Source organism: Rudaea sp., from assembly GCF_036383415.1.
GTDB lineage: Bacteria > Pseudomonadota > Gammaproteobacteria > Xanthomonadales > Rhodanobacteraceae > Rudaea.
Genome location: NZ_DASVOK010000134.1, coordinates 1 through 7,014 on the forward strand (window position 1 = coordinate 1; position 7,014 = coordinate 7,014).

General features: G+C 66.3%; 8 protein-coding genes and 1 pseudogene. 8 read left to right on the top strand and 1 reads right to left on the bottom strand.

Translation table 11 applies throughout. The features are described 5' to 3' along the window. Together VF497_RS05175 and VF497_RS05180 are read left to right on the top strand one after the other, a co-directional pair. Positions 1–906 (top strand): hypothetical protein (locus VF497_RS05175; protein WP_330886568.1); only part of this gene is annotated, 906 nt, incomplete at its 5' end. 56 nt (positions 907–962) lie between these two features. Further along, positions 963–2,489 (top strand): alpha/beta hydrolase-fold protein, encoded by a 1,527-nt coding sequence (locus VF497_RS05180; RefSeq protein ID WP_330886569.1) that lies wholly within the window; start codon positions 963–965, stop codon positions 2,487–2,489. Positions 2,490–2,559: 70 nt separating this feature from the next. Here the strand turns inward: VF497_RS05180 and VF497_RS05185 are convergent, their stop codons facing one another. Continuing rightward, positions 2,560–3,552, bottom strand: a complete 993-nt coding sequence (locus VF497_RS05185; RefSeq protein WP_414706844.1) for a pteridine-dependent deoxygenase — start codon at positions 3,550–3,552, stop codon at positions 2,560–2,562. Positions 3,553–3,824: 272 nt separating this feature from the next. On the opposite strand from VF497_RS05185, the gene VF497_RS05190 reads away from it, so the two are divergent. The 6 genes and pseudogenes from VF497_RS05190 to VF497_RS05215 form a co-directional block, all read left to right on the top strand. Beyond that, a complete protein-coding gene (locus tag VF497_RS05190; RefSeq protein WP_330886571.1) occupies positions 3,825–4,094 on the top strand; it encodes a phosphopantetheine-binding protein in 270 nt (89 codons plus the stop codon). A gap of 1 nt (position 4,095) precedes the next feature. Next, the gene (locus tag VF497_RS05195) at positions 4,096–4,719 is read left to right on the top strand and encodes a hypothetical protein (protein ID WP_330886572.1); all 624 of its coding nucleotides are present in this window, start codon (positions 4,096–4,098) and stop codon (positions 4,717–4,719) included. 4 nt (positions 4,720–4,723) lie between these two features. Further along, a complete protein-coding gene (locus VF497_RS05200) occupies positions 4,724–5,056 on the top strand; it encodes a hydroxymyristoyl-ACP dehydratase (protein WP_330886573.1) in 333 nt (110 codons plus the stop codon). Further along, positions 5,053–6,000, top strand: a complete 948-nt coding sequence (locus VF497_RS05205; RefSeq protein WP_330886574.1) for an acyltransferase — start codon at positions 5,053–5,055, stop codon at positions 5,998–6,000. Before VF497_RS05200 ends, VF497_RS05205 begins: the two co-directional genes overlap by 4 nt. Beyond that, positions 5,933–6,577, top strand: coding sequence for a LolA-related protein (locus VF497_RS05210; RefSeq protein ID WP_330886575.1), 645 nt, complete (start codon positions 5,933–5,935; stop codon positions 6,575–6,577). The genes VF497_RS05205 and VF497_RS05210 overlap by 68 nt, the downstream gene beginning before the upstream one ends. A 14-nt stretch (positions 6,578–6,591) precedes the next feature. Then, positions 6,592–7,014, top strand: a pseudogene (locus tag VF497_RS05215) (xanthomonadin transporter); the annotation flags it as partial.

Consider the following 7,014-nt stretch of genomic DNA (forward strand, 5'->3'; position numbering starts at 1 on the left):
CTGTACGCCGTCGCCGGGCTGATCCTGATCCACGAGGGCAAACCCGCGCGCGGCCACGCGTTTGCCCTGCTCGCGCTCGCCGCCGCGGCGCTCGCGGTGAGCAAGATCCAGCACATCGTCCTGCCGCTCGGCATCGCGGTGGCGATGCTTGCGATCGGCCGCTGGCGCGACCGCGTCTGGCTGTGGAAAGGCAAGGCGCTGCTGATCGGCGCGCTCGCCGGCATCGTCGTCCAGGTCGTGCAGCTGCAGCGCGACAGCGACGCGATCCGCGCGATCAACGTGTTCAACCAGGCCGACGTCGTGTTCACCGCGCTGCTGCCGAATTCCAGCGACCCAGCCGCGACCGCGCAATTCCTCGGCCTGTCGCCGCAGTGCCTGCAATACTCGGGCAAACGTGCCTGGCAGATGCCGGGTTTTCCGGCCGATCTGTGTCCCGAGCTGACGAAAGTGTCGCGCTCGCGCGAACTCCTCGCGCTGCTGCGCGAACCCGGCATGACGCTGCGCGTCGGTTGGGCGGGCCTTGCCAACCTGCATCCGTGGGTGGCGCCGGGACTCGGCCTCGTCGAAGGCGGCGACTTCGCGCCACTGCCGGTGCAGTTCTTCTCCTGGAGCGACCTGTTTGCCGAGCGGCCGTTGTTGCGCACGCTGCTGTTCGGCGCCCCATTCGTGGCGCTGATCGCCCTGCTCTGGCGCCAGCGCTGGCGTGCCTGGCCGCGCCTGCTCACCGTCACCGTGCTGACGATCGTCGTCACCCTCGGCACGCTCACCGTCACCGTGCTCGGCGACGGCCTGGCCGACGTGCCCAAACAGGGCCATCTCGTCTACAACGCCGCGCTGGTGTGGTGGATCGGCGCGCTCGTCGTCGGCTGGCGCTCATTGTTTCCGGCGACGCGGCGGCGCGCCTGAGTAAACCGGATTCGGCTCGATTGCATCCAAGTTGCCATTCGTTGCGGAAGATCGCCATGCTCAAGAACGCGCTGTTCGCGCTGCTCGTGTTGTTGCCCGCCACATTCGCAGCCGCCAATGAGCCGCAATTGCTGCCGGCAAAGGCCGACGCGATCGATTCGGCGCTGCTCAAGCAAAAACGGCCGATCGAGGTGTATCTGCCGGTCGAATCGGCGAAGGAGCCAACGCAGCGCTACGAGACGCTGTACGTGCTCGACGGCGACTGGAACGCAAAGATCGTCGTCGATGTGGTGACCTTCATGCGCAGCGTCGGCTTCATGCCGCCGGTGATCGTGGTCAGCGTGCCGAACATATTCGACGCGAAGGGCGTGAACAGCCGCGATCACGATCTGACCCCGACCGTGATGGCCGGCCAGCCGCGCTCCGGCGGGGCAAAGGAGTTTCTCGCCTTCCTGAAAACCGAATTGGTGCCGTATGTCAACGCGCACTACCCGGCGAGCGGGGTGAACTTGATCCACGGACATTCGTTCGGCGGCACGTTTCTGATGTACGCGCTGGCGCACGAGCCGGCCCTGTTCGACGGTTATGCGATCCTCGATCCGGCGATGTGGTGGGACGATCACGTGCTCGATCCGGTGCTCGCGGCGACGCTGCCCACGCTGCCGACGCAGGGCAAGGCGATCTTCGTCGGCGCGCGTGCCGGGCAGGAGTACGCGGGCATGGGCATGGCCAAGGTCGAGCCGATCTTCAAGGCGAAGGCCGCGGCCGCGCTGCACTGGACCGTCACCCAGTATCCCGGCGAGAGTCACGATTCGCTCAAGCTCAAGGGCACATATGATGCGTTGAAGTACGTCTATCAGGGCTACACGGTGAGGCAGATGGAGCTAATCCCGTCTGCCGGCATCGTGCTCAAGGACAAGCCGGTCTATCTCGGTCTGAACGGCGATGGCGATTCCGCCGATGCGCACTACACCACCGACGGCACGGTGCCGACTGCGGCCTCGCCGAAGTTCGCGCCGCAGGTCGCGATCGCTGATCCGGCGAAGACGACGATCGCACTGCTGTCCAATCGCGGCGTTTACGATCGCGTGCTTGTGCACGGTCTGAAAACCGGAGACGTGCTGGCGCCGCCGGCGCATGCCGTGGGCGCGGAAAGAAAGTGGCGCCTGGCGTTCTACGCGGCCGCGACGTGGCCCGAACTCGCGCGCGCCAGGCCGTTCAAGACCGGCACGGCCGACAAGGAGATCGATTTCGACGGCGGCGGCCGCGATGCGTTCGCCGGTATCGCCGAGCGCAATCTGGCCATCCCGGCCGAGGGCTACTACGTGATCGGCGTCGGTACGTCCGGCCAGGCGCGTGTGTCGCTCGCCGGCACGCCGCTGTTCGAGCACGACGGCGCACGCGGCTTGCGCCAGCGCGCCTTCGTCGTCCCGCTGCGCCGCGGCGTCTATCCGCTGCGCGTGGAATTCCGGCCGGCGGCGAAAACACCGGACCTGGATTTAGTCGTTTTTCAGTGCAAGGACGGCGAAGCGGAATGGTGGAAAAACCAGCTGTTTCTGTTGTCGAGCAAGTCGCGGCCGTGAACTGCGCCGAATTCGGCACGGCAGGCAGGTGATACGACCAAACAATCGTCCTTCTGCGCGCGAACGAAAGCTACGCGCCCTGCACGCCGTCGATCTCGACCAACAATTCGCCACGGCAGATATCGCCGTGCAACAGCAGCACGCACGTCTGCGCGGACAACTTGCCGCGCAGCAGTGCGCGCGCGGCGGCGACGTCCTCGCTGCGCCGCACGTAGACTTTAAGCACGGCGTCGGCGCCGAAGCGTGCGGCCGGCGCGATCTGCGCGGCGGCAAGCACGCTGTCGATGTTGGCGAGCGTCTCGTCGATCTGCGCGGCAAGGTCGTCGTGATGGTGCGAGACATGGCCAACGATCGCGGCAGTGCCGGAAATGTATACTTGTGCACTTTGCGTCGGTGCCCGCGTGGCGCGGGCGAAAGTCGGCGCCTTGATGCCATACTGGCGCGGGTAGCGCCAGGCGCTGACCTGGCGCGGGTTCTCGAATCCGATGCCGGCCTCGCGCGCGGCCAGCCAGTAGACCTGCAGCACGCGGCGGCCATCGCGCACGCCGATGCCGGTGGCAGCGGGGTAGGCGTCGACGAAACCCTGCTCGAGCCCTGCGGCGCGACCGACGCAGAAACGACGGTAGCGTTCATCGTCACCGTCGCCGAGATTGATCGCGTCGATGTAGTTCCAGATACGCAGCACATGCGGCGTGTCGCTCGCGGCAACCGCGGCCAGCAGTTTGCGATAAGCGATCGCGGCGGCGTTTTCGATGCCGCCGTGCGCGGCCTCGTCGACCTCGATCGCGCCGAACGCGTAGTCGCCGTCGTACGATTGGGCGATGCCGTCGTCGCGCCGTGAGCGAACGCTGCCCTGCACGCGCCAAACCTCGAACGGCGCGGCCGCATCCGCGGGCTCGAGGTTGACGCGCAGGTAGCGCGGATCGGGGTGCGCTGCGGGTGCTTGCGCGCCGAAGCCGAACACCGCGAGCACATGGTCGTCGCGCAGGATGGCGTCGAGTCCCATGGATGCGTAACGGATGCCCAGCGGCGGCAGGCCATCCGTGGCGGGATGCGGAGTGATGTCTGGTTTCGCGGAAGACAAAGGGCAGGTCGCCGCTTGCGCGGCGCAAGGTTTTCGATGGCGCAATGATACACTCTGCGGCCGCCGCGGCCGCACTCCCGAAGCTGTTTTAAAATCTACTGCTCTCGGCATTTTGGCCGCGTGCGGCGCTCGGAATCCTCATGTACTCGACTGTACACTCCGGTTCCTGCGCTCCGCGCGCGACCAAACTGCCTTCGCTCGCTACGATTTGAAAACAGCTTCTACGCCGCGCCCGCATACGGATAAGAACCATGTCACAGCAGACGCCCGCCGAGCACGAGCTCGCCGACCTCATCGTTTCGAGCCTGAATCTGGAGCACCTCAAGGCCGAGCAGTTCGCACCCGAGGCGCCCTTGTTCGGCGCCGAAACCGGGCTCGATTCGATCGATGCGCTCGAACTCGCGCTGGCCGTGTCCAAGCGCTACGGCTTCCAATTGCGCTCCGACAACGCCGACAACAAGCGCATCTTTTCCAGCTTGCGCGCACTTTCGCAGCACATCGAAACGCATCGCGCGAATTGACGTGCCGCGCCTGCGCGTCACGGTCTGGATCGCGATACTTGCGCTCGCGCTCGGCGGGACCCTGCTGCACAACGACAGCCTCAGCGCGGCGATCGCCCCGCTCGTGCTGGCGTATCTGCTGGTCGTCTCGCCGCGCATGCTGCGACTCGCGATCGCGACGATCGCGGTCGTCGAAGCCGCGGCATGGTGGGTCGGCGGCACGCGCCTGATGGTCGATCTGCTGCCTGTGGCGATCGCCGCCTTCGTCGGCTGGCTGTTCGCGCGCAGCCTGATGCCGCCGCGCCGGCCGCTGATCGCGTGCGCGATCGCGGCGATCGATGGTGCGGCGCGGCTGGACGACATCGCGGTTGCACGCTACGCACGCCGGCTGACCGTGCTCTGGGCCGTGTTCCAGATGTTCCTCGCCGCATTCGGCCTGCTCTGCGTGCTGCACGACCGCGGCGTGATCGCCGTGCCCATGCCGTCGCCGCACGTCTATGATCTGCTCCTGCCGCTGGCGGTGGCGATGCTGTTCTTCGGCGAATTCCTGCTGCGCCCACGCCTGTTGCCGCAGGTGCCGCGGCATGCGCTCGTCGGTTTCCTGCGTGCACTCGCTCGCGTCTGGCCCGAGTTGATCGAGAACTGAACCGTTGGCTCGGGATGCGACCCATTCCAGCTATCATCGACCCATGATTTCCACGCGCCTGCGCATCGCCGCCGACCATCCCGCATTGCCCGGTCATTTTCCCGGCCGCCCGGTCGTACCCGGCGTGGTCGTGCTCGACTGCGTCGCCGCGGCGATCGAGCGTGAATACGGCGCGCGCATCGTCGCCCTGCCGCAGGTGAAGTTCGCCTCGCCGCTGCTGCCGGAGCAGGAAGCCGAGATGCGCGTCGAGGAAAAGGCCGGCCGGCTGCATTTCACCGTGCTGCGTGATGGCGTGTCGGTTGCGAGCGGCATCGCCGAGACGGAAGGTGCAGCGTGAGCGCGCAATGGAGCGAGCGGCGCGAGGCCGGAGGTCGCTTCGCGATCTGGCTGATCCGCGCCGCCGGTCTCTATGCGGGTCGCGGCTTCGCGCGCACGTGGCTTTATCCAATCACGCTGTACTTCTATTTCCGCCGCACGCGCGAACGCCGCGATTCGCGCGAATTCCTGACGTTGGCGCTCGGCCGCCCGGCGCGTGCGTGGGACATCCTCAAGCACATCCACAGCTACGCGGCGACGATCCTCGATCGCATTTACTTGTTGCACGACACCACGCTCGACCGCTTCGACCTGCGCGTGCATGGCCTCGACCAGATCGAAACCGAAATCGCGCGCGGCCGCGGCGTGCTCCTGCTCGGTTCGCACTTCGGCAGCTTCGAGGCGCTGCGTGCGCTGACCCTGCGCCGACCCGAGGTGAACCTGCGCGTCGTCATGGATCTCAAGCAGACCCGTGCACTGAACGAGCTGCTGCACGCGCTCAATCCCGGCATCGCCGCGAACGTGATCGATGCAGGCGTCGATCCGGGTGCGCTCGCCCTGTCGCTGCACGAAGCCGCGCAGCAGCACGCATTGATCGGCTTGCTTGCCGATCGCGCACGCGCACACGAGGCGACTGCACCGGTCGAATTCTTCGGCCGCACCGCGCATATCCCGGTTGCCGGCTACCAGATCGCCTCGATGCTCGACCTGCCGGTCGTGCTCGCGTTCGGCGTCTACCTCGGCGGCAACCGCTACGATCTGCACTTCGAGACCTTGGCGCAAAACATCAAAATTCCGCGCTCCGACCGCGCCGCACAATTGCAGGGATGGGCGCAGCTGTTCTCCGCGCGGCTTGAGCACTACGCACGCCAATACCCTTACAACTGGTTCAACTTCTATGATTTCTGGGATCGTCCTGCTGAGCGCGCTGACGTTCGCGGCAGCACCGCCACCGCCACCGGCTGACCTTGCCCCCGAGACGGCGCAACTCGTCGTCTCGCTGCGTCGCGAACCGCCGTCGCAGACGGCATACACCGAAGTGCGCTTCATGCGCATGCTCAAGCGTCCGCTCGTGCTGCGCGGCGAGCTGGGCTACGGCGGCCCCGGCAAGCTGAGCAAGCGCGTCGATGCGCCTTACCGCGAGACGACGACAATCGCCGGCAACGACGTGCGCGTGCAACGCGAGGGCAAAGGCGAGCGCAGTTTCTCGCTCGATCGCGCGCCCGAACTCGGCGCGCTGCTGTCCGGTTTTTCCGCACTGCTCGGCGGCGACAGCGGCGCCTTGAATCGCGATTTCAGCGTCGAAGCCGTGCAACACAACGCGGACTGGCGCCTGACCTTGAAGCCGCGTTCGCCCGCGCTCGCAAAACAGCTTTCGGCGATGATCGTCGACGGCCGCGGCGGCGAGCCGCGCTGCTTCACGTTGCAAGAAGCCGACGGCGATGCGAGCACGATGCTGCTTGGCGATCTGACCAAGGCCGCGCTTTCCGATCCGCCGACGCGCGAAGCGACAGCCAGGCTTTGCGACGAATTTTCACGTTGAGCGGGCGAGCCGTCTTGCATCGCCATCTTCTACTCGGCATCTGGATTCTCGTTCTCGCTGCGCTCGGCTTCGCCGTGCAGCGCAACCTCGTCGTGACGAGCGATCTGCGCGCGTTCATGCCGCCGTCGCGCAACGCCGACCAGAAGCTGCTGCTCGACCAGATCGGCGAAGGTCCCGCATCGCGCCTGCTGCTGCTCGAAATTTCCGCGAAGCAGGAATCGTTCGAGCACATCGCCGACCTGAGCCGAGGCCTGGCCCAGGCGCTGCGCGGCGACGCGCATTTCACGCGCGTACTCAACGGTGAAACCGATCTGATCGCGCTCGATCCGGCGTTGCTGCCGTATCGTTATCTGCTGTCGCCGACGCTGGACATGCAGAACTTCGACGCGGATTTTTTGCGTTCCGAATTGCAACAGCGCATCGAAGACCTCGCCTCG

What these genes read in the sequence shown, in the direction of transcription:
- VF497_RS05190 (WP_330886571.1), top strand. Translation starts at nt 3,825, where the DNA reads ATGTCACAGCAGACGCCCGCCGAGCACGAGCTCGCCGACCTCATCGTT.
- VF497_RS05210 (WP_330886575.1), top strand. Translation starts at nt 5,933, where the DNA reads ATGATTTCTGGGATCGTCCTGCTGAGCGCGCTGACGTTCGCGGCAGCA.
- VF497_RS05180 (WP_330886569.1), top strand. Translation starts at nt 963, where the DNA reads ATGCTCAAGAACGCGCTGTTCGCGCTGCTCGTGTTGTTGCCCGCCACA.